This window comes from Actinomadura macra NBRC 14102, from assembly GCF_001552215.1.
Taxonomy (GTDB): domain Bacteria; phylum Actinomycetota; class Actinomycetes; order Streptosporangiales; family Streptosporangiaceae; genus Spirillospora; species Spirillospora macra.
In genome coordinates this window covers 86,236-106,402 of sequence record NZ_BCQT01000016.1, presented here as the reverse complement: position 1 = coordinate 106,402, position 20,167 = coordinate 86,236, and the positions used below count along the sequence as shown (strand labels likewise).

General features: G+C 69.2%; 16 protein-coding genes. 5 read left to right on the top strand and 11 right to left on the bottom strand.

Annotated elements, in window-relative coordinates; genetic code table 11:
• The 10 genes from AMA02S_RS25680 to AMA02S_RS25635 all read right to left on the bottom strand — a co-directional run bounded on the left by AMA02S_RS25680 (position 1) and on the right by AMA02S_RS25635 (position 11,409).
• Positions 1-696 carry a spherulation-specific family 4 protein gene (locus tag AMA02S_RS25680; RefSeq protein ID WP_067462241.1) on the bottom strand — a complete coding sequence of 232 codons (696 nt, stop codon included), beginning with the start codon at positions 694-696 and terminating at the stop codon, positions 1-3.
• Entirely contained in the window at positions 684-1,586 is a 903-nt protein-coding gene (locus tag AMA02S_RS25675) for an NAD-dependent epimerase/dehydratase family protein (protein ID WP_067462237.1), read from the bottom strand. The genes AMA02S_RS25680 and AMA02S_RS25675 overlap by 13 nt, the downstream gene beginning before the upstream one ends.
• Positions 1,583-2,359, bottom strand: a complete 777-nt coding sequence (locus AMA02S_RS25670; protein ID WP_084265596.1) for a sugar phosphate nucleotidyltransferase — start codon at positions 2,357-2,359, stop codon at positions 1,583-1,585. The genes AMA02S_RS25675 and AMA02S_RS25670 overlap by 4 nt, the downstream gene beginning before the upstream one ends.
• A 14-nt stretch (positions 2,360-2,373) precedes the next feature.
• A complete protein-coding gene (locus tag AMA02S_RS25665) occupies positions 2,374-3,378 on the bottom strand; it encodes a GDP-mannose 4,6-dehydratase (protein ID WP_281181919.1) in 1,005 nt (334 codons plus the stop codon).
• Positions 3,379-3,394: 16 nt separating this feature from the next.
• On the bottom strand, positions 3,395-4,777 hold the full coding sequence (locus tag AMA02S_RS25660; RefSeq protein WP_067462234.1) for a hypothetical protein: 1,383 nt from the start codon (positions 4,775-4,777) through the stop codon (positions 3,395-3,397).
• Positions 4,774-6,276: a GT4 family glycosyltransferase PelF gene (pelF, locus tag AMA02S_RS25655; protein ID WP_067462231.1), complete on the bottom strand. Its 1,503-nt coding sequence runs from the start codon at positions 6,274-6,276 to the stop codon at positions 4,774-4,776. The genes AMA02S_RS25660 and pelF overlap by 4 nt, the downstream gene beginning before the upstream one ends.
• Positions 6,277-6,292: 16 nt before the next feature.
• Positions 6,293-8,314: a response regulator gene (locus AMA02S_RS25650; RefSeq protein ID WP_067462228.1), complete on the bottom strand. Its 2,022-nt coding sequence runs from the start codon at positions 8,312-8,314 to the stop codon at positions 6,293-6,295.
• A gap of 206 nt (positions 8,315-8,520) precedes the next feature.
• Positions 8,521-9,210: a LuxR C-terminal-related transcriptional regulator gene (locus AMA02S_RS25645; protein WP_067462225.1), complete on the bottom strand. Its 690-nt coding sequence runs from the start codon at positions 9,208-9,210 to the stop codon at positions 8,521-8,523.
• 472 nt (positions 9,211-9,682) lie between these two features.
• The gene (locus AMA02S_RS25640; RefSeq protein WP_067462223.1) at positions 9,683-10,969 is read right to left on the bottom strand and encodes an RNA polymerase sigma factor; all 1,287 of its coding nucleotides are present in this window, start codon (positions 10,967-10,969) and stop codon (positions 9,683-9,685) included.
• A 20-nt stretch (positions 10,970-10,989) separates the two neighbouring features.
• Entirely contained in the window at positions 10,990-11,409 is a 420-nt protein-coding gene (locus tag AMA02S_RS25635) for a YciI family protein (RefSeq protein WP_067462220.1), read from the bottom strand.
• Positions 11,410-11,638: 229 nt separating this feature from the next.
• Between AMA02S_RS25635 and AMA02S_RS25630 the strand changes: the two genes are divergently transcribed.
• Entirely contained in the window at positions 11,639-13,300 is a 1,662-nt protein-coding gene (locus AMA02S_RS25630) for an alkaline phosphatase D family protein (RefSeq protein WP_084265594.1), read from the top strand.
• A 345-nt stretch (positions 13,301-13,645) separates the two neighbouring features.
• A complete protein-coding gene (locus AMA02S_RS25625; RefSeq protein WP_067462218.1) occupies positions 13,646-14,920 on the top strand; it encodes a trypsin-like peptidase domain-containing protein in 1,275 nt (424 codons plus the stop codon).
• A 69-nt stretch (positions 14,921-14,989) separates the two neighbouring features.
• Here the strand turns inward: AMA02S_RS25625 and AMA02S_RS25620 are convergent, their stop codons facing one another.
• Positions 14,990-15,556: a CGNR zinc finger domain-containing protein gene (locus AMA02S_RS25620; protein ID WP_067462215.1), complete on the bottom strand. Its 567-nt coding sequence runs from the start codon at positions 15,554-15,556 to the stop codon at positions 14,990-14,992.
• Between the two features lie 26 nt (positions 15,557-15,582).
• Here AMA02S_RS25620 and AMA02S_RS25615 point away from each other — a divergent pair, with 26 nt between their 5' ends.
• The 3 genes from AMA02S_RS25615 (at position 15,583) to AMA02S_RS25605 (ending at position 19,952) form a co-directional block, all read left to right on the top strand.
• Positions 15,583-16,062 carry a GNAT family N-acetyltransferase gene (locus AMA02S_RS25615; protein WP_218005118.1) on the top strand — a complete coding sequence of 160 codons (480 nt, stop codon included), beginning with the start codon at positions 15,583-15,585 and terminating at the stop codon, positions 16,060-16,062.
• A complete protein-coding gene (locus tag AMA02S_RS25610) occupies positions 16,059-17,378 on the top strand; it encodes an MFS transporter (protein WP_245667825.1) in 1,320 nt (439 codons plus the stop codon). Before AMA02S_RS25615 ends, AMA02S_RS25610 begins: the two co-directional genes overlap by 4 nt.
• Positions 17,379-17,840: 462 nt before the next feature.
• A complete protein-coding gene (locus AMA02S_RS25605; RefSeq protein ID WP_067462212.1) occupies positions 17,841-19,952 on the top strand; it encodes a glycosyl hydrolase family 18 protein in 2,112 nt (703 codons plus the stop codon).
• Positions 19,953-20,167: the final 215 nt, after the last annotated feature.

Genomic DNA, 20,167 nt, shown 5'->3' with positions numbered 1-20,167 from the left:
TCACTGCTGGGCATAGACGAGCGACAGTTCGCGGGAGAAGTACTCGGGCAGGCCGTCCCAGGGATTCGCGCCCTTGCGGTCCGTCACGTACACGACGCCTGCGTTGCACCGGCCCGCCCGCGCCAGCGCGCGCGCCAGCACTGGACGCGGTGCTGCGTACACGAGATGACAGAACCGTTCGGCGGGGAGCTGTCTCGCCCACGCGGGCGCGCGCAGGCGCCGGTACGCCGACCACGGACCCTCGAAGGTGACGAGAAGGTCGGCGAGCCCGGAGTAGGCCGCGTCGGGGTAGGTGCCGTGGTTGAAGACGATGTACTCCATCCCCCGGCCCCGGGCCCCCGCGGTGATCCGCCGGTAGCGCAGCACATGCCCGGGCTCCGCGGACACCTGGTCGAGGAAGGCCATCCGGATGCCGTACCACGTCCGGTAGCGCTTCAGTTCCTCCTCGACCTCGCACGGCGGACGCCGGCCGTAGGCGGTGTCCACGTAGCCCGCGAGGCGCACCCCGGCGGCGGACGTGCGGTCCGCCACGGCGGCGAACTCGCGGTCCCGGACGGTGCCCGCTCCGCTGTCGACGTTGAGCACGACGACGCCCACCCGGGCGTCCGCGAGGATCGCCCAGTCCACCGCGGCCGCGGCCGGATGGAAGTAGGCGGGCACCGCTACCGATCCGACGCGGCTGATCAACCCGGGCATACCGTCTCCGCCCAGAGATCACGCAGCGAGGTCGTCAGGTCGGTCGCGGGCTTCCAGCCGAGGACGCGGCCGATCGCCCCGATGTCGGCCTGCTGCCAGGCCACGCCCGAGGAACGCTCCGAGCCGGGCGCGGCGGCCTCCAGGACCTGGCGCCGCGACCCGGTGACGCGCAGCAGCAGAGCCGTCAGATCGCGCAGCCGTGTCGCCCGTCCGCTGCCCACGTTGAGCACGGCGGGCAGCCGCGCGGGCGCGAGGGCGGCGGTCAGCACGGCGTCGGCGACGTCGCGGACGTCCACCAGGTCCCGGCTCGCCGTCAGCGGCCCCACGCGGACGTCCTCGTCGGTGCCCGTGCGGCGCAGCTCGTGGACGAGCCGTCCGGCCAGCGTGGACCCTGGCGACCCGGGCCCGATCGGGTTGAAGACCCGCAGGACGACGGCGTCCAGCGAGGTCTCGGCGACCGAGCGGACCAGTTCGGTTCCGGCCAGCTTGGTGACGCCGTACAGGCCGTAGGGCCGCGGCTGGGCCGACTCGCTCACCGGCGTCCCGTACTCGACCTCGCCGTATTCGGCGGCCGAGCCCACATGGACCAGCCGCGCCGGGATGGACGTGGCAGTCAGCGCCGTCACCAGGTTCGCCACGGCCACGACATTGCCCCGGACCAGCTCTGCCGGGGTGCCGCTGGTGACCCCGGCGCAGTTGATGACGGCGTCCGGGGCGATGTCGGCGATCGTCTCGGCCACTGCCGCGGACCCGGCGGCCAGGTCCAGCCACCGTCCCCCCGGCTCCGGGGAACGCGCGGCCGCGACGACCTCGACCTCCGCCGCGGCGGCGCGCGCCTGAACGTGCCGGCCGACGAAGCCGGTCGCGCCGATCAGCAGGACACGGCTCATCGCCGGCTCACCGGTTCCTTACGGACGGGCTGCTCGCCGCGCCCCCCGGCCGCGACCCGGTCACGGCCCTCCATCAACTGCGGACGCAGGCGCGGGAACTCGGCGTTGGCCCGGTCGTAGTCGTCCGGGCGGCCGATGTCCAGCCAGTAGCCGTCGAACCGGTACTCGCGCGGGTGGCGTCCCTCCGCGAGCAGGTCCAGGACCAACTCGTCGAAGCCGAGGGCGATCCCCGGCTCGTACTTCCCGAGGACCTCTTTGGAGACCCCGTACACGCCCATGCTCACCTGGTAGTCGAGCGTCGGTTTCTCGCTGAACTCCACGACCCTGCCGTCCTTGGTCGTGAGCACGCCGAAGTCGATGTCCACCTGGCGCGCGTACGTTGCCACGGTCAGCGGCGGCCGGGTCGCCATGTGCTCGTCCAGCAGCCCCGCGAAGTCCAGGTCGGTGAGGACGTCGCCGTTCATCACCAGGAAGTCGGGCGGGAGGCGGTCGTGCAGCGTCAGCAGGGGCCCGATGGTGCCGAGCGGCGCCTCCTCGGCCGCGTAGTCGATACGCAGCCCCCACCGGCTCCCGTTCCCGACATACGACCGGATCAGGTGGCCGAGGTGCCCGATGGCCAACGTCACCGTGCGGAACCCTTGGCGGGAGAGCTGGTGGAGCAGTATTTCGAGGATGGCGTACTCGTCGCCTATCGGCACGAGGGGTTTGGGCAATGTCGTCGTGTACGGCCGCAGCCGCACCCCTTTGCCGCCAGCGAGGATAACGGCGTGCATGATTCCTCTCCGTGCTAGATGTTGTACAGGGACGGCCGGTAACGCGCCAGGTTGAGCGGGTCGAGGAACCACTCGATGGTGTCCTTGAGCCCCTCCTCCAGCGTGTACCGGGGCCGCCAGCCGGTGTCGCGACGCAACCTGCCGCTGTCGCAGACCAACCGCATGACCTCTGAGCTCGCGGGACGCTCCCGGGCCGCGTCGGAGCGGAACTCGGTGTCGGCGCCCATCAGGTCGGCGATCGTCCGAGCGAGCCGGCCCATGGAGATCTCCTGACCCGTCCCGGAGTTGAACAGGCCGCCGACGACGGCCTGCTCGGCCGCGGTGCCGAGGGTGAAGAACGCCTCGGCTGTGTCCTTGACGAAGGTGAAATCCCTGGTCGGCTCCAACGCGCCCACCTTGACGACGTCAGCGTCCGCGGCGATCTGGCTGATCACCGTCGGGATGAACGCGCGAGCGGACTGGCGGGGCCCGAAGGTGTTGAACGGGCGCAGTGTCACCACCGGCAGGCCGAACGAGGCGTGGTAGCTCTCCACCAGCTTGTCCGCACCGATCTTCGTCGCCGCGTACGGCGACTGCGCCTGGAGCGGATGCGACTCCCCGATCGGTACCTCGCGTGCCGTGCCGTAGGTCTCGCTCGTCGAGGTGTGCACCATTCGCGGTGTGCACAGGCTCCGCACGGCTTCCAGGACGTTCAATGTCCCGAGGACGTTCGTCTCCACGTACGACTGCGGCGCCCGGTAGGAGTAGGGGATCGCGATCAGTGCCGCCAGGTGGTAGACGACATCGGCCTTGCAGACCAGGTCGTACACCGATTCCGGGTCCCGGACGTCGCCCGGCAGCACCTCCACCGCGGCCATGACGTCCGGTGACAGCGTGTCCAGCCAGCCCCAGGTGCCGAACGAGTTGTACTGGACCATGGCCCGTACCTGATGGCCTCGTTCCACGAGCAGTTCGACGAGGTGGGAGCCGATGAATCCGTCGGCTCCCGTCACGGCCACCATGCTCTTCATCGGATTCATGCCTTTCAGCGAGGGATCATCGATGGGAGGTTGCGCGGGACAGCACCGTGCCCGCGTAGATCGAGAGAGTGAGGAGCAACGCGCCGGCCACGGCCAACTGGACCGTCGCAGGCTCCGCCGCCGGGGCGCCCACGGCGGAGGCGATCTCGGCGAGCAGCGCGCAGGCGGACGCGCCGAGGACCACCCGCACCCGTCCGCAGGCCTGTAGGACCAGGGCCAGGAAGAACGCGCCGCCCAGCCCGAGGAACCCCGCGAGCATCCGCAGGGTCGCCGCAGTGGCGGACAGGCCGGCGATCGGAGCGGCGACCGCGACGAGCCCGGTGAGTGCCGCCAGGTAGCGTGCCAGCGCGGTCGCCAGGGCGGTGCGGGCGGCCCGCGTGAAGCTCGCGATGTCGGAGTGCAGACGCAGCAGGTGGTGCACGCGCTTGCGGAAGGCGTACAGGATCCACTCCGCGACGCCCATCGAGATGGAGAGCGCCAGCACCGCCACGGTCGTCGGCCCCGGCGGCACCGGCCGCCCGGCGAGCGCGCAGAGCAGGGTGAACGTCAGCAGCCCCCCGGTCAGCAGCCCGAAGATGGCGAAGGGCAGCGCCGCCGCGATATCGCGAAGGGCCCCCACCGGACGTTTCGGGCGGCCCGCTCCCGACGTGCAGACGATCGCCAGCACGATCGTGGCGGCGAGCGTCACGAGCCAGGCGATCCAGATGACCGCCGGTACCCCCCCGGACGCCGGCACGCCGCCCTGGTGGGCGAAGTAGACCACCACGGTCGCGCTGCCGGGCAGGAGCGCGATGAGGAGCCGGGGCTCGGCGCCGTTGACCTGCGCCACCATCGCCGACAGCAGGTAGGCGCACAGCCCCGCGGCCAGTGCGATCGCCGCCGTCCCCGCCGCGAGGAGGGTCCCGGCCGCGACGGTCACCGGTACCACCACCAGCACGCCGGCGGCCAGACCGTACCTGAGCACCCAGGCCGCCGCGGCCCGGTTCCCGAGGCCCAGCCGGACGTACCCGAGGTAGGCCGTCCCCTGGCTGACCGTCCAGGACAGCAGCAGCGACAGCACGAGCAGAACGCCGGCGGCGGTCTTCACCAGCACCGGCTGCAGGGCCACGAAGCAGAGTCCGGGCATGCCGAACAGGACGCCGCGCAGCAGGTGCCGCCAGGGCACGGCGCGCCACGGCGAATCGGACGCCCCGAGGGGCGGCGGGCGCCGCGGCGTCCGGTCGTACAGATCCTCGGCGAGCGCGAACACGTCCTGGTGGCCGTAGCCGCGAGCCGCCTCGTCGTTGATCCCGTCCGCCTCCAGCGCGGCCGTGACCTCCAGCGGGTCGACGGCGTTCGCGCACAGCTCTTCCATGCGCTCCAGGAGCTCGTCGGTCCGGTCCGGCGCGATGACGGTCATGCGAGCCTCCTCGTCTCGGCAGGCCGGCGGTCGGACACCGGGGCCCCCGACGCCGCGGAGGCCGTACACGGCGTGGACGCCGAGCCCGGTGCGGGCTCGGCGGGAAGCTCACCCAGCCCGTCGTAGATCGACCGGAACGCCTCCACGGCACGGTCGACGGTGAACAGCTCCAGCGCCCGGTCCCGGGCGGCGTGCCCGAGCCGTCGCCGGGACATCTCGTCGTTCAGCAGCCGTACGCACGCGTCCGCCATCTTGCGCGGATCCCGCGGCGGTACGACCAGCCCCGTGTCGGCGACCGCCTCCGTGACACCCCCGACGTCCGTCGCGACGGTCGCCCGGCCGCAGGTCATCGCCTCGATGAGGGTGTAGGGGAACCCCTCGGAGATGCTGGAGAGCACCACCACGGTCCCCGCCGCGTAGGCGTCGCGGATGTCGTCCACCCGCCCCTCGAAGGTGGCGTGCTCGGCGACCCCGAGGTCGCTGGCGAGCTTCTCGCAGCGGTCGCGGTAGCGCTCGCCACCGGAGGGGGTTCCTCCGAACATGCGCAGCTGCACGTCCGGAACCTCCTCCTTGACCAATGCGAACGCCCGGATCAGCGTCTCCAGATCCTTGATCGGGTCGACGCGTCCCGCCCAGCTGATCGTGGGGACCGCGGGCTCGGCTCCCGCCGCCGGGAAACAGGCGGGGTCGACGCCGTTGTAGACGGTCTCCAGGTTGCCGGGGTCGGCGCCGCACCGCACCTGCCATCGCTGGTTGTACAGGTTGGACGGGGTGACGAGGTCGGCGGCACGGTAGCCGGTGCCGCACAGCAGGCGCAGGAACCCGAGCAGTGCCGACTTGACCGGCCACGGATAGGGCGAGCGCTGGAACCCGATGTAACGCTCGCGCAGGTAGATGCCGTGCTCGGTGAGGCACAACGGCGTCCCGTACGTCCACTTGGCGGCCAGGCCCGGCAGTACCGGGATGCCGTTGGACACCGCGTGGGTGACGTCCCCGCGCGGGGCCGGCCGCATCAACGGGCGGAGCTGGTGCTCCAGCAGGTCGATGGCGGTCAGGGCGTCGTGGACGGTGGGCCGCACGCCGATCTTGTCGTACTCCGCCTTCCGTGCCCGCCACGCGTCCATGAGCCACCGCACGGGGCCCTCACTGCGCAGTGCCCCCTGCAGGTCGTCGGTCTGTCCGTACTCGAAGAGCGCCCGCAGGATGTGCGGGAACACCTCGGCCTCCGGCCCGGAGGGGGACAGGATCGCGTGCAGGAAGGCGCGGCACAGCCGTTCGAAACGCCGCGCCGCCCCCCGGGACGGGGGCCGCCCGGCGGGCGGCCCCCACATCGGCACAGATTCGGCGGTGACATGGCCTGGCAGTTCCCAGACCACCGGCTCGGCCCCGCTGGCGGTGATGGCCAGGACGCGGAAGGAGTGCTCAGGCATCCCCCGGACGAGCTGGTCGCACCAGACGCTCACACCACCGAAGTTGTGCGGATAGGTCCCCTCGGTCACAAGGGTGATATCCAAATCAGGTCCCGGGCGGAGTCAACGTGAACTCCCCGGCCTTGTAGGCGGACCGCTCACCGGCGTAGCTCTGTCCGAACGTGTCGGATCCAGAGCCCTCTCGCGTTCCCTCCGGCGCCGTCACCGGTACGTCCAGCCCGGAGGGCGGACGGACGGTGACCTTGCCGTCCTGGAGGTAGGCCGTGAGGGTGCCCTTCTCCATGGCGCCACCGGCCAGGGCCGCACGCCACACTTCCTGCCTGCGGAGCTCGGCGCCCAGCACCGACATTTCCTCGGACACGAGCGGGGTGTTGTCGGCGAACGAGGACCGGTACTCGGACATGATGCGCTCGAGAACGGGGTAGAGGATGCGACCCTCGGTGAGGTTCGACTGGTGCGCGTAGTGCGGGCGAGGGTCGTTGGCCAGCACGTGCGACAGCGAGATCCGCGCGTCGGTCGGGACGATGTACGAGGTGAACCCGGTCTTGGGGTCGAGCGGCTCGATGCACGTCACGGTGTCGGGGTTGTCCTCGCAGATACCGCTTCCGCCGTCGTCCCGCTTGGTGTAGATCCAGTTGTACTCGTCCACCTCCTCCTCGGCGGTGGCGACGTTGAAGAAGACGCTCAGCGGGTGCCGCGGAACAGTGCGCAGCGAGCCGATCGCGCGCTGGCCCTTGTCACGCGAGGCGTCCCCGGCCAGCCACTTGACACCGGTGCCCGACAGGCCGGGCGCGAGGTTGGGGTTGTCGTCGGGCTGCTGGGGCAGGATGCGCAGACCCGAGTGTTCACCGGTGACCAGTTCGCTGGCGTCGAGGGTGATGCCGTGGTTGGACGCCCACTGGAGGTTCTTGGTGACCTCCTGCTTGATGATGTCCTCGTCGACGTACTCGATCTCCTCGGTGTCCTCGTCGATCCTGCACTTCCACGGCCGGACGGTGTTGTTCTGCACGCACCCGAGGAAGGCGTGCGCGTAGGTGTGGTTGAGCCACCGGAACCGGTCCTTGGCGTCGAGGAAGGACTCGGTGAGCGCGTCGGAGCCGTTCTTGCTGATCGCGTCGTCGCTGCCGAAGGCGTTGAACGCCATGTCCAGGACGAGCCGGTTCCGCGCCTGCCAGTCCGCCGCGTACTTCACGTCGTCGGGGCTCATGCGGATGGGCGGTGTGGTAACGCCGTCCGGGCAGTCCTCGGAGGGGGTGCAGTTGTCCTCGATGCTCCAGCGGGCGTCCGGCAGGAACACGTCGTCGACGTGGACGCCGAGGTAGTTGCGGCTGTGGCCGAGGTGGACGCCCTTGGTCAGCCAGCTGATGAGACCGTGCCCGAGCGTCTGGAACTGCCGCTGGGTGCTGTTGGCGGAGAAGGTCAGCACCATCTCGCTGCGGCCGTCGTGGTTGTACACGCCGGCGGTGACCCCGGTGACGTTGCCGATGGTCGCGGTCATGTATGGCTGGAAGGACCGCCCTGTGGCGGGGTCGTCCGGCAGCGGGGTCGCGAGGAAGCCGTAGCTCTCCTGCGCGCCGGGGCTGATGTCCTCGAACTTCAGGGGGCCCTTCAGGTAGCGGAACGCGTCCGCCCGCGCGCCCGCGGAGACCGTGGCCGCCGTGCCGTCCAACTGGCCGGCGTAGCTGGGGCCGTTGAGCCCGACGTTCGCGTCCGGGTAGGCGTAGGAGTCGAGTTGGCGGATGCCGAACTTCGTCTCGTACGCGGCGAGCGCGGTCGCCTCGGCGGCGTTCTCGAACGGCACCGCGTTGGGCAGCACGACCGCCTGGTACTTGGCGCGGGGTGTCCCGTTGACCGTGTCGGACAGGAACGCCTCATTGATCACCGGCCGGTTGCTCTGCCGGAGGTCGACGGTCCGGTACGGGACGCCCTCGGTCCGCAGCTGTTCGGCGACGGCGGTCACCGAGGAGCTTCCGTTGGTGACGACCAGAACCTGAAGGTCGATCCGGGGGCCGGCGGCCTTGGCGGACGCCTGCGGACAGACGGTGAGTGCGGCCGCAGTCAGCACACCGAAAAGGGCGCCGAGAGCGGGACGGCGGGCGGCTCTCATGATGCCTCCCCGGCCGGTTCGTAGAATTTCACAGCGTTTCACATCCGCGGTCGGTAATGAAATAGGGGCCTTTGGAACTCAGCTACCAGAGCATGCGGTACACGGATCTTGAAGTAAAGACGGACAGGGGCCTATCTTGCCGTGGGCCCGGTCCTAGGACTCTTCTGTGCAGGGGCTATCTGGTGGCCGCATCCGGGTGGCACCTTTTATGTCAGTCCGGTGCCATCCCCGGCAGCTGCCGAATTCAATTCCCGCCAGCGGGTGATGGCGTGTTCCCTTCCGTCCGCCCCCAGCCGCTTATAGATCTGGTGGGCGTGGTTCTTCACGGTCTTCTCAGAGATGACGAGATGCCGCGCTATCTGCCGGTTCGTGAGACCCGCGGTGATCAGTTCTAGAATCTCGACCTCACGCGGCGTCAGCCCTGGATCATGCTGGTCGTGCGACGGGTGCCCCTCGTGCAACCACTGCACGAGCGCCGTCACCGCGGGTTGTGACAGGTGCGCCTCACCGCGGTCGGCGGCGAGCACGACGTCCGCGAGCCCCTGCGGCTCGAAGTGCCCGTAGACGAGGCAGCAGCAGGCTCCCGCCAGCACTGCCTGCACGAGCACGCAGGGATCCTCCGACGCGGTGACGACGACGATCCGGCTGCCGCCCCTGACGCGCGTCAACGCGCCGATGCTGGCGGCCGACGGCGGTGAGGAGTCCAGCAGCACCACGTCGGGCTCCTGCCTGCGGACCTCGCCCATGGAGTCGCCGATCGCCCCGTTACCGACGACGTCCACCATCGGCGCCGACCGCAACAGTGCGTGCAGGCCGATCCGCACCACCGGATTGTCGCTGGCGATGATCACCCTGACCGCGTTCGCGCGCTGTTCCAGCGCCGGGTCGGATCTCATGGACGATCACTCTCCACGCCTATTGACCGGCAATTAACGTGCCGGCCGGATCGGACCGTTCCGACCGTGGCGCGCGTGGGGGAAACGGACGCCGGAGCATGCGTCCGAGAATAGGGCATAATCCAGGCCGCGGAGACCGCCGAACGCCCCGACCTGGATGAATAGTGCTATTGGTAATTCCACATTGTACAAAGTTGGCGTCGAATGCCTCGTGCGCTGCCCCTGCCGGGGGCGTCCGCCGCGCTGATCATCTTCGTCGCGCGAAGCGCCAATGAATCGGTCCACTCGGCGCGGCCCGGGCACGCGAGTCCGGTGCCGTCTAGAACCGGAGCAGGCTTCCCAACGGCAGGATCGGCAGGCCCTCGTGTCGCGGTGGCCCGGACGGGCCGTCCATCACCTCCGTGACGACCGGGGCGGTGCGCCCTGGGCCACCGACTCGGAAGATCCGCGTGGTCCGACGTGCGTGTCCCGGTCAGTCGAGGGCGGCGAGCTTGCGCTCCAGCACCGTCCGCTCGCGCTCGTTCCCGCAGAGCCGGACGGCGGCCGCGAGTTCGGTGCGCGCCTCGTCGGTGCGTCCCAGCCGGGTGAGCAACTCCCCGCGGACGCTCGGCAGCAGGTGCGATCTCGACAGCGTCCTGGCGGCCACCAGTTCGTCCACGATCGGTAGCGCCGCAGCCGGTCCCCGGGCCATCGAGACCGCCACCGCCCGGTTGAGGTCGACCACCGGAGACGGCGCGAGGCGGCCGAGGGCCTCGTAGATGAGCACGACACGCTCCCAGTCCGTCGCGTCGACGGACGGGGCGACCGCGTGACACTCGGCGATCGCCGCCTGGAGACCATAGGCGCCCAGCCCCCGGCCGACCTGCTCCGCGCGAGCCAGGGCGGCCCGCCCGCGGCGGATCGCCGCGCGGTCCCAGCGGCGGCGGTCCTGCCGTTCCAGCAGCACCGGCTCGCCGTCCGGCCCGACGCGGGCGGGAAAGCGCGCCGCGGTCAGCTCCATCAAGGCCAGCAACCCATGGGCTTCGGGCTCGTCCGGCACCAGCCTGCTCAGCACCCGCGCGAGACGGAGCGCCTCGCTCGCGAGATCGAGCCGGATCAGATCGTCACCGAAGCCGGCCGAGGACCCCGCGGTGAAGATCAGGTAGATCACGCTGAGCACCGAGCCGAGCCGCTCGGCACGCTCCCCGGCCGGCGGCACCTCGAACGGCACCCGGGCCGCACCGAGGGTCTTCTTCGCCCGGGTGATCCGCGCCTGCACGGTGGCGGTCGGGACGAGGAACACCTGGGCGATCTCGTCGCTCGTCAGACCGCCGACCACCCGCAGCGTGAGCGCCACCCTCGCCTCCCGTGCGACCACGGGGTGACAGGAGACGAACATCAGCGCGAGTACGTCGTCGTCGATCTGGTCCGGATCCCACAGCACGTCCTGCTCATCCCGGTCCGGATGGGCGGAGGCACCCCCCGAGGTCACACCCCCCTCGCCCAGGTCATGGGCGAGGGCGGCGTACCTTTCGTCACGGGCGGCGCGTCGGCGGAACGCGTCGATCGCGCGCCGGCGACCGACGGTGAGCAGCCAGCCCGCGGGTCTGCGGGGGACGCCGTCGCGCGGCCAGGTCACCAGGGCCTCGGCCAGCGCCTCCTGCGCGAGGTCCTCGGCCAGCGCGAAGTCACCGGTGTACCGCGCGAGGGCGCCGACGATCCGCGCCGACTCGATGCGCCAGACGGCGGCGACGGCCTCACGGCCCGTGGGATCGGTCATGGCTTCTCAAGGGCGTCCGCTCAGAGCTGGCCGGTGGCCTCGCGCCACGCCCGCTCCTTCTGGATCCACTCGTTGTCCTGCGGGAGCTCGTCGATCGAGGTGACCCGGCGGACCTCGGTCTTGAAGCCCGCACCGGTGACCGGCGACCGCTTCGCCCACTCGACGGCCTCCTCCTTCGACGCCACGTTGAGTATGTAGAACCCGCCGAACAGCTCCTTGGTCTCGCCGTAGGGGCCGTCGGTGACCACGGGCGGCTCGGAGGAGTAGTCGACGACCACCCCTTCGGCGGCGTCGTCGAGACCTTCCGCCGCGACCAGCACACCGGCGCGGATCAGCTCGTCGTTGTACCTGCCCATCGTCTCGATGATCTCGTTGAAGTCGACGTCGGCCATCCCCGCGTAGGCTTCGTCGGTGGCGCGCATGATCAGCATGAACTTCATGGTCCTGTCTCCCTCGGTCGTCCGGGGCCCTGTCTCGGACCCTCTCACCCCGAGGTCGAACGGGACCGGCACGGATCGACATGACCGCTGAACTTTTTCCGACCGGAGGACCGGCCCACAACGCACCGGTGATCGATGTTCGTACCCTTGTCGCTTTTGTGTTAGTTCGTACGCCTACCTTCGTTCACCGGTGTCCGGCCATCCTCCTGAAGCGACTCTTGGAGGGTGCATGTCCGTCACATTTCCTCGCCGCCGATTCCTGGCCACCGGTGGAGTCGCTTCGGCCCTCACCGCCGGTCACATCCTCGTCGGCCCGGCACTCCTGGATCCGACCGGTGCGCTCGCCGCGGTCCGCTCGCACGGCGGCGCCCCGCTGCCGCACGGCCTCTTCACCCTCGGTGTGGCGTCCGGCGACCCGTCACCCGACGGCTTCGTGCTGTGGACGCGGCTGGCGCCCCGCCCGCTCGACGGCGGTGGCATGCCCGACCGGGCGGTGCCGGTGTCGTGGCAGGTCGCCGCGGACGAGCGGTTCCGGCAGATCCGGGCGACGGGCGTGGCCGTGGCGCGGCCCGAGCGCGCGCACGCGGTGCACGTCGAGGTCGGCGGCCTGCGGGCGGACCGCGAGTACTTCTACCGGTTCCGGGTCGGCCAGGAAAACTCACCGGCCGGACGCAGCCGCACGGCTCCCGAGCACGGGGCGATCAAACAGCGGTTGCGGTTCGCCTTCGCCAGCTGTCACAACTGGCAGGACGGCTACTTCACCGCCTACCACCATCTGGCGCAGGAAGACCTGGCGTTCGTCGCCTTCCTCGGCGACTACATCTACGAGTCCGCCCCACGGACCACCACCATTCGCGCTCACGAGGGTACCGACGAGCCGTACACGCTGGTCGAGTACCGCAACCGGCACGCGCAGTACAAGACCGACACCGCCCTCCAGGCCGCGCATGCCGCCTTCCCCTGGATCGTGACCTGGGACGACCACGAGGTCGACAACAACTGGGCCGACGAGATCCCGCAGGACCCCGACCAGCAGCCGCGCGAGAAGTTCCTCGCCCGCCGGGCCGCCGCCTTCCAGGCCTACTACGAGCACATGCCACTGCGCCGCCTCGCCGTCCCGCGCGGCATCGACATGCGGCTGTACCGTCGCCTCGGCTTCGGCCGGCTCGCCACCGTGCACGTGCTCGACACCCGGCAGTACCGCAGCGACCAGCCGGCCACCCTCGCCGAGGCCGAGGATCCCGCCCGCACGCTCACCGGCGCCGAACAGGAGAGTTGGCTGGTGAAGGGGATGTCCCATTCGGGAACCCGCTGGAACCTGCTGGCCAACCAGGTGATGTGGGCGTCCAACGACCGCAAGGCGGGCCCGGAGCAGGTCTTCGATTTCGACAACTGGGACGGCTACCGCGTCCAGCGCCGCCGCATGTTGGAGTTCTTCGGCTCCGGGCGTGCCGCCAACCCCGTGGTACTCACCGGCGACCGGCACGCGACCTGGGTATGCGACCTCACGCCGGATGTCGACGACCAGGCGTCCCCGACCGTGGGCGCGGAGATCACCGGGACGTCAATCAGCTCGGGTGGCGACTCCGACCCCGTCTCCTTCCACCGCACCTTTGACCCGATCATGGCGGAGAGCCCGCACTGGAAGTACATCGACAACCGACGTGGATACGTCGTCTGCGACGTGAGCCCGACCCGGCTCCTCGCCGCGCTGCGAACCGTCAGCTCGGTCTGGAGACCGGGCGATACCACGATCACGACGGCCGCCCGTTTCCAGGTCGAGGCGGGCCGTCCGGGAGTCACCGTGGTAGATCGACTGCCGTCCGAGCGGGAGAAGCCGCGCGTTGAGAAGACCTCGCGCCGCTACCAGGTCGACGACGACCAGTTCTGATCCGGAGCCCTCTTATTCGCCGCCTCGACGGGGCCGCGGACTGTTCAAGGCGCGAGCGCAGGATAGGCGCGAGCGGAGGATAATGGCATCGTGATCTGAGCAGTGTGATGGAGCGTTGCACTGGCCATTGTCGGCCGCAAGACGCCCATCAGGCCACTAGTTCCCCGCTGCCACCGTTTCTTCTTTTGACAGGGGAAGACGGGCTCGACACATGTGAGTGGAGCCCGTAAGCCGAAGAGGCCGCAGCCGCGAATGCTGCGACCCTACGGGTGTGGCAGCCGGGGGCGGCTTCCAGATACAGGGGCGGGGGCTCAGGTCATGACTGATGCGACGCAGTTGCAAGACATGTCGATTGATGAGCTGAAGGAAGAACTGAAAGCGCGAAAGGCACGATCGAAGGGGGTCCGGACGGCGTCATCGGCTGCCTGGCTGGAGAACGTCGACGACGCCTCCATTATCAAGGTCCTGCAGGCCAAGCAGAAGGTCATCTACGGGGTGGACGACCGGCTCGACATCTACCAGGTCAAAGACCAGGCCGATCTCGCGGACGCCGACAGTGTCGTCGCGCTCTTCAATGCCGTCGACGTCACCGACAATGGCGATGGCACTTCCAAGCTGATCACGGAGAGCTTCGGATCGCGGTACGGACTGTGCACCGTCGAACCATTCCGCGACCAGCCGGTCGGCGCGTTCTGCTCGGGTTTCCTGGTCGCCAAGGACGTCATCGCCACCGCCGGCCACTGCACGTTCGTCATCGACAACGTGAGCGACCTGCGCTTTGTCTTCGGGTTCCGGATGCGAGACCAGGACACCGCCACCACGGTGATTCCCAACGACCAGATCTACAGTGGCGCCCAGGTGATCGATCGGCAGAACGTACGCGACGGAGCGGACTGGGCGCTGGTACGCCTGGACCGGCCGGTTCCCGACCATCCCGTCGTCTCCCTGCGCCGCACGGGAAGGGTTGCCGACCGGGCCCAGGTCCAGGTCATCGGACACCCCAACGGCCTGCCGACCAAGTTCGCCGCGGGCTCGCGGGTGCGTGACAACGATCCCGCGGCCTTCTTCGTGGCCAACCTCGACACCTACGGGGGCAACTCGGGGTCGCCGGTGTTCGACGCGGACACCCATCAGGTCGAGGGCATCTTGGTGCGCGGTGAGAACGACTTCGTGGCCAAGGGCGACTGCAACGTCTCTCTCGTCTGCCCCAACACGGGGTGCCGCGGCGAAGACTGCACGCGGGTTCTGGAATTCGCGCATCTCACCGGCCCCCAGGCGGAGGGCGACGAGATGAAGCCGGGCGAGGTGCTGTTGCCCGGCCAATCGGTCGTATCCGCCGACGGACGCTACACGTTCGTGTACCAGGCCGATGCGAATCTGGTCTTCCACGGACCGCAGGGTCCTCTATGGGACTCGGACACCGCCGGTAGCACGCCGGGCGTCTGCGTCATGCAGGACGATGGCAACCTGGTCATCTACCGTCCCGGTGGCATCGCTCTCTGGCACTCCGGGACCTGGCGGTACCCGGGTTCTCGCCTGGTCGTCCAGGACGACGCGAACGTGGTGATCTACAGCCCCGACGGCTCTCCGGTCTGGGCGACCGGCACCGCACGGCCGTAGGCCGACCACCCGATCCGGCGCCGCTGCGCTCGCCGGTCCCGGCTGCGAACGACCGGCGGCCGGCGAGCGTCAGACTCCAGAGCGGCCCAGCGCCTGCGGGCTCCCGGTGCGACCGGCTCCGCGAGTGCGCGCACGGTGCCGGCGTACTGCGTCACGGTTGGCGCATGGGTGGGAGCAGTAGCGCTGCCGTCCGGTGCGGGTGGTGTCGGCGAAGATCATGGTGCATTCGGTCACCGCGCACCGCCGGAGCCGGTGCATGCCCCGACCCGCCAGGTGCAGCGCCGTGCCGACGGAGATCAGCGAGAACAGCACGGAGCCGAGCGGCTGCCGCTCGTCGCGGTAGTGCAGATGCCAGCCGCCGCCCGTGTGGTCGGTCAGCCGCGGGTAGGCCGCGGCCGCCGCCAGCATCCCGTTGAGAAGCTCGGCCCGTCCGTGCTCGTCGGGCGCGTCGACGACCTTCTCCCACGAGTCCAGCACGGCCAGGGTGCGGTCCAGGTCCTGCGGCGTGACCGGACGCTCCAGCGCGAGACCGGCGGCGCGGCACCGATCCGCGAGCTCCTCGGCGCTGCCAGGCCGCCGGTTGGCCAGGTCAGCGGCAAGGTGCACGGCGTCCCCGCCGTAAGGGTTGAGGTGCATAAGCCCATTACATCAGGCTGGCCGGCATGATGCACCACACCGGAGTACGGCAGGCCGGCGAGGACGATGTCAGCGAACTCGTGCGCCTGCGGGCGCTGCTGTTCGAGACGCTCGGCGGCGACTTCTTCCACCCTCCCTCGGCAGGCGACGACTGGCGGAACGCCCTTGCCGCCGTCCTGAAAGAAAAGCTGACGGCGGACGACGCGCGCATCCTGGTGGTGGACGGGGGCAACGGGCTGGCCGCATGCGGTATCGGCACCATCGAGCAGTGGTTTCCCGGCCCGCACTCGCGTAACGGCCGCGTCGGACATGTGATCGGCGTCGTGACCGATCCGGACCACCGGCGGCGCGGCCACAGCCGCGCGATCATGCGGGGCCTGCTCGACTGGTTCCGGGAGAGCGGCGCCGTCCGGGTCGACCTGTACGCCTCGCGCGAGGGAGAACCGCTCTACCGGGAGCTCGGCTTTTTCGATCACCCCGACCCCTCGCTCTGCTGGCGCCCGTGACAGGCGGCCAGCCGTGCCAGGCGATCGGCAGCACCATTCCCGGCGCATCCGCCGAGCCGACGGGCACCGGCGACCGGCGGAGCGCCGACCGGCTTCCGCACCGCGACGAGCGTTACCGGTGGATCATCCTTGGTGCCGCCACCTTCACGCAGGCCGCATCCGGCTTCTTCGTGCAGGGGATCGGGGCGATGAGCATCCACCTGCAACGCGGTCTGGACTTGAGCACAGCCCAGTTGGGATTCCTGCTCTCGGCGGCCCAACTGGTCCCCTTGGCCGGACTACTGGTGGCCGGGGAACTACTGGACCGCTACAGCGAGCGCTGGGTCGTCGGATTAGGTGCCTGCGTGGTCGCCGTGAGCCTGGGGCTGGGAAGCCTGGCACCGGGGTATGCCTCCCTGCTCGGCGTTCTGCTGATCGTCGGTGCGGGATACAGCACCGTCCAGCCCGGTGGTAGTAAATCGGTGGCGTCATGGTTCGCCGCCTCGCAGCGCGGGCTGGCGATGGGCATCCGCCAGGCGGGCGTGCCGCTGGGCGGTGTCCTCGCCGCAGCCCTGCTGCCGCTCCTCGCGGCCTTCGCCGGCTGGAGGACGACACTTCTGGCGGGTGGGGCCGTCGCGCTCCTGGGAGCCGGTGTCTTCATCTGCCTGTACCGACCGTCGCCCGCCCAGACCGCACTCCGGAGCGATGCTCCGTCCGACAACGAATCGCATCCCTCGCTCAGGACGGGGCTGGCCGCCCGGGTGCGAACACTCCGCGAACCGTCCATGGTGAAGATCCTGCTGTCCGGAACAAGCCTCGTCTCGGTGCACAGCGGCATCAGTGTCCTGACCGTGCTGTACCTCCACGAGACCACCTCAGCGGCGGAGGGCTCGGCGGCCCTCGTTCTCGTGGCGACCCAAGCGGCGGGGGTCGCGGGCCGGGTCTGCCTGGCCGCCTGGAGCGACCACAGTAGGTTGGGACGCCACGGATCCGTCGTGACCTGCATGGTCGCCGTCACCGTGGGGATGGCGGCCCTGATGACGCCACTGGGGCATTCGCTCGCGGTCGCTTGTCCGCTGTTCATCTGGCTCGGGTTCTTCGGGATCGGCTGGTACGGCCCTTGGGTCACCCACGTGGCCGAATCGGCGCCACCCGGCAGAACAGGATCCGTCCTCGGCCTGGCAATGGCCGTCACCCAGATCGCCATCATTCTGGTGCCTCCGGTCCTCGGCCTGCTCAAGGATCTGACCCACAGCTTCACGCCGGCTTGGGGTCTCCTGTGCGCGATGACCCTCCTGGCGCTGACCATGTGTAGGCGCGTCCGGACCGCACCCTGAAGGCCGGCCTCGGCTAGGACCGGTGCTGTGCTCACCGGCACTCGATGGCGGGCATCAAGTGCCCGAACCGCCGACATGCTCACCGTGCGAGTGGCACTGTTCGTCTTCGCCGCCCGGCCTCTCCGTCTCCGGGCACGGCGTCCATGCGCTGGCCCGCACCGCGCCTGAGCGCACAACACGTACCCGCGGCCCCGGACGTCGGCGGCCGGGCGCTCCTGCCACGCCGGCTGCCTGCTGTCCGAAACCACGCTTCCGCGGTGGCATTTTCAGCAGGCCGGTTTCTGAGTGGACCGATCCATTGTGGACGGCGCCGGTGAAATTTCAGTTCTTGCCCACCGGTTGAAGTGCGGTTATGGTCCAAACAATTAGTATAGTTTCCTAATAGAAGGGACCGGGACCGCTGTGGCCACAAGCCGCTCTCCGCTCCGGACGATCATCACCGGATGTACAGCACTCCTCCTGGTGCTCGGCCTTTCCCTGGCCGTGATCACCCCCACCCGAGCCGCGGGTCCGACCAGGGGCCAGAAGTCCGCCACCGGCGCCGACTGTCGTCCCGACGGGCTCTACCAGACGCCGGGCGTCACGCCGCCGTACTGCGAGGTGTACGACAACGACGGCCGGGAGAAGATGGGCACCGGTCACCAGCGCCGGTCCATCGGCTATTTCACGAGTTGGCGGGACGGGAAGAACAACGCGCCGCGCTATCTCGCCAGCGACATTCCCTGGGAGAAGCTGACCCACATCAACTACGCCTTTGCGCACGTCGACGGCCAGAACAAGGTCTCGGTCGGCGGCAACTCGCCCAACAATCCCGCGATCGGGGAAGAGTGGCCGGACGTCAAGGGCGCGGAGATGGACCCCGCGTACTCCTACAAGGGCCACTTCAACCTGCTCAACAAGTTCAAGAAGCAGCACCCGAACGTCAAGACGCTGGTCTCGATCGGTGGCTGGGCGGAAACCGGCGGCTACATCGACGACAGCGGTAAGCGCATCGCCTCGGGCGGCTTCTACACGATGACCGACAACCAGGCGAACATCAACACCTTCGCTGATTCGGTCGTCTCGTTCGTGCGCCAGTACGGATTCAACGGCGCGGACATCGACTACGAGTACGCCACCTCGATGAAGTTCGCGGGGCACCCCGACGACTTCACCTTCTCCAACGCGCGGCGCGCCAAGCTGATGGCCGGCTACGTGGCGCTCATGAAGACGCTGCGCGAGAAGCTGGACGCGGCGAGCGCGGCCGACGGCAAGTACTACATGCTGACCGCCGCCGTCTCGGCCTCCGGCTGGATCCTGCGTGGGCACGACAGCTACCAGGTCGTTCCCTACCTGGACTACGCCAACATCATGACCTACGACCTGCACGGTTCCTGGAACCACTTCGTCGGCCCGAACGCCGCGCTCTTCGATGACGGCAAGGACAACGAGCAGGTCGATGGTTCCGTCTACAGCACCTACGGAATGGGATACCTGAACACCGACTGGGCCTACCACTACTTCCGCGGAGCGATGCAGGCCGGCCGCATCAATATCGGTCTCCCCTTCTACACGCGCGGATGGCAGGGCGTGACCGGAGGCACGAACGGGCTGTGGGGCAAGGCCGCACTTCCCGACCAGAAGCAGTGCCCCCCGGGTACCGGTGGCAGTGTGGGATCCACGACACCTTGCGGCAACGGAGCCATCGGTCTCGACAACCTCTGGCACGACCTTGATGACAAGGGCAAGGAGATGACCTCGGGCAGTAACCCGATGTGGCACGCCAAGAACCTCGAAAAGGGACTCCCCGGCACCTACATCGGCGCTTACGGGCTCGACCCCGAAAAGGACCCCGACGACCGGCTCACCGGAACCTACTCCCGCCAGTACGACAACACGATGGCCTCGCCGTGGCTGTGGAACAGCACCAAGAAGGTGTTCCTGTCCACCGAGGACGAGCAGTCGGTGGCCGCCAAGGTCAAGTACGTGGTCGACAAGGGCATCGGCGGCGTCATGTTCTGGGAACTCGCCGGCGACTACGCCTGGGACCCGGCCCGCAATGGCGGCAAGGGTGAGTACTTCATCGGCAACACCCTGACCACGCTGATCGACGACAAGCTCAAGACGGCCGGCCCGTACCAGAATCTCAAGTCCGACCACACCATGCCCACCGACCGCCTCAACGTGAAGCTCGATCTGATCAACTTCCCGGTGGGCGACAACAACTACCCCATCACCCCGAAGCTGCGGATCACCAACAACTCGGGCCAGACCATCCCGGGCGGCGCCGTCTTCAAGTTCGACTACGGCACCTCGGCGCCCGCGACGATGACCCAGCAGTCGGGCTGGACGCTCTCGGTCCAGGCCGGACACAGCGGTAGCAACGTCGGCGGTCTCAAGGGTGACTTCCAGCGCGCCACCCTCACCGTCCCGAACTCATCGAGCATCCCCAACGGCGGCACAGCCACCGTCGCCCTGAGTTACCAGCTCCCCATCGTCACACCCTCGAACTTCATCCTCACCTTCGGAGGCAAGTCCTACGCCCTGACGCAAGACGATCCAAGAACCGTCTCAGCGGGCGGAAGCCGCCGCTAGATCCGAGCGGCCCTCCGTAGGCACGGCCAAACAGAGCAGGGCGTATGCCACCCCACGGCATACGCCCTGCTCCAATTCGGTGGATCGGGCCCCATCGCCCCGGAGCCGTCAGCCGGCGGCTCAGCTCAGCTCTTCGGCATCTTCGAGGGCACGCTTCTGAAGATCGACGAGGTAGTGATCCGTACCGTCGGGCTGGGAGGTGCCGGCGCCGACAC

Coding starts and splice junctions, on each gene's coding strand:
- AMA02S_RS25675 (WP_067462237.1), bottom strand. CDS start 1,586: ATGAGCCGTGTCCTGCTGATCGGCGCGACCGGCTTCGTCGGCCGGCAC.
- AMA02S_RS25620 (WP_067462215.1), bottom strand. CDS start 15,556: ATGCACCTCAACCCTTACGGCGGGGACGCCGTGCACCTTGCCGCTGAC.
- AMA02S_RS25680 (WP_067462241.1), bottom strand. CDS start 696: ATGCCCGGGTTGATCAGCCGCGTCGGATCGGTAGCGGTGCCCGCCTAC.
- AMA02S_RS25630 (WP_084265594.1), top strand. CDS start 11,639: ATGTCCGTCACATTTCCTCGCCGCCGATTCCTGGCCACCGGTGGAGTC.
- AMA02S_RS25635 (WP_067462220.1), bottom strand. CDS start 11,409: ATGAAGTTCATGCTGATCATGCGCGCCACCGACGAAGCCTACGCGGGG.
- AMA02S_RS25660 (WP_067462234.1), bottom strand. CDS start 4,777: ATGACCGTCATCGCGCCGGACCGGACCGACGAGCTCCTGGAGCGCATG.
- AMA02S_RS25640 (WP_067462223.1), bottom strand. CDS start 10,969: ATGACCGATCCCACGGGCCGTGAGGCCGTCGCCGCCGTCTGGCGCATC.
- AMA02S_RS25615 (WP_218005118.1), top strand. CDS start 15,583: ATGATGCACCACACCGGAGTACGGCAGGCCGGCGAGGACGATGTCAGC.
- AMA02S_RS25625 (WP_067462218.1), top strand. CDS start 13,646: ATGTCGATTGATGAGCTGAAGGAAGAACTGAAAGCGCGAAAGGCACGA.
- AMA02S_RS25645 (WP_067462225.1), bottom strand. CDS start 9,210: ATGAGATCCGACCCGGCGCTGGAACAGCGCGCGAACGCGGTCAGGGTG.
- AMA02S_RS25650 (WP_067462228.1), bottom strand. CDS start 8,314: ATGAGAGCCGCCCGCCGTCCCGCTCTCGGCGCCCTTTTCGGTGTGCTG.
- AMA02S_RS25670 (WP_084265596.1), bottom strand. CDS start 2,359: ATGCACGCCGTTATCCTCGCTGGCGGCAAAGGGGTGCGGCTGCGGCCG.
- AMA02S_RS25665 (WP_281181919.1), bottom strand. CDS start 3,378: ATGAATCCGATGAAGAGCATGGTGGCCGTGACGGGAGCCGACGGATTC.